Source organism: Pedobacter sp. 01N416, assembly GCF_056399685.1.
On sequence record NZ_JBFTRT010000848.1, the window covers coordinates 1 to 1,431 of the forward strand.

Here is a 1,431-nt window from a genome sequence, read left to right on the forward strand (position 1 = left end):
GGATCAATACCAAAAGTTGTGGAGTAGTCATTTTTAAGCATACAATTGAGTTAGCCTGTATAGGAAAAACTTTACGCATTTCACGCCACGAAATTGGGATCTAAACGCTTTAATCTTTGCATTGAATGATTCGGCAGAAGCATTGGTCGATCTGTTATCAAAATAATTTAGAATAGTCGGATAGTGATTCTGAATCGACCTGGCAATGGTATTAAAAGCTTTAAAGGTGGACTGCCTTACCTTTTCATGCCATTTAGCTAATTTTGCCAGGCCAAATACTTTTTCGGTCGTCTTATCAAATATATGGCTGAGCTCCATACTCAAGGAATAAGCTACCTTGAGGTCCGGATATCTTTCAAATAGCAAATCCGCCCGCTCTTTTTGACTTGTCGTCCAGTCAAAAGCTTTTTTATACAGTACATATCTGCTCCTTGCCAGAAGCTGTTTCAGGGTATCGCCATTACTAAATACTTCAGCCCGAAATACTTTATTGGTTTTTCTAGCGATTTCAATTGCATCGTTTTCCCTATCAATTGCATCCCAGCGATGCTTGATCCTGATTTCCTGTACAGCTTCTGTAGCTAGTTTCTGAACATGGAAACGATCGGTGACCCTTATGGCCTTAGGAAAACATTTTTTAGCAATGAGTTCCATGTTTCCAGCCATATCCAGTGTGATTTCAGAAACTTTTCTGCGCTCTTTTTCTGGTATTTTGTGAAGTACTGAAATAACTGCTTCAGCTTTGGTGCCCGCAACAATAGCCACAATTGACCCTTTTTTACCCTTGGCTGCTTTGTTGGTGAGGATGGTGTAAAGTTCGCCATGGGATAGGCTGGTTTCATCAATGGATAGATGCCTACCGAGGTTCTCCGGATACAGAAGCCATTTATCTGCGTGGCTCTTTTGATCCCAGGACTTAAATTCGCTTAGATAATCACGGTAATGTCGGAGTAGCTTTCTTCCGTCCACACCGTAGAACTTACTAATTGTATGGATATCATTCGGCTGGGTATTGATTGATTTCTTTTAAAAAAGCCGCGAATTCCCCTGTCATTCGCGTTCCTTTTTCTATTAAAGTCCAATTACGGTAAATCAACTCATTACTTTGGGTATTGATCCATCGGCGACGCTTGATATGATAAAAAACTTTGTGGCCGCGTATTGGAAAATCCTGAACGGTAATCTCTGGAAAGAAGCCTTTTGAATGCACTTTTATAAACTCAAGTTCTGACTGTAGGTTATTAATTTCCTCTAAGTGGATATGGAAGGTATCTGGATCTTCAATGACACCGGTAATAGTAAAGTTTGCTAGTATAAAATCTGGTAAGAACAATTTAAGTAAAGAGGCTGCAGGGGAAGTCATATAAAGTGAAATAGTAAAATGCAAAGCTATTTGTTTTTACCGTCCTCCACAACTTTTGGTATTGATCC

The 1,431-nt window shown here is 39.6% G+C and carries 2 protein-coding genes; both read right to left on the reverse strand.

The window, feature by feature from the left end; translation table 11 throughout:
* Nucleotides 1-33: 33 nt before the first annotated feature.
* Nucleotides 34-969 carry an ISAon1 family transposase gene (locus tag AC1DND_RS27800; protein WP_477586076.1) on the reverse strand — a complete coding sequence of 312 codons (936 nt, stop codon included), beginning with the start codon at nucleotides 967-969 and terminating at the stop codon, nucleotides 34-36.
* Nucleotides 970-997: 28 nt separating this feature from the next.
* Nucleotides 998-1,387, reverse strand: a complete 390-nt coding sequence (locus AC1DND_RS27805) for an ISAon1 family transposase N-terminal region protein (protein WP_477586078.1) — start codon at nucleotides 1,385-1,387, stop codon at nucleotides 998-1,000.
* Nucleotides 1,388-1,431 lie beyond the last annotated feature (44 nt).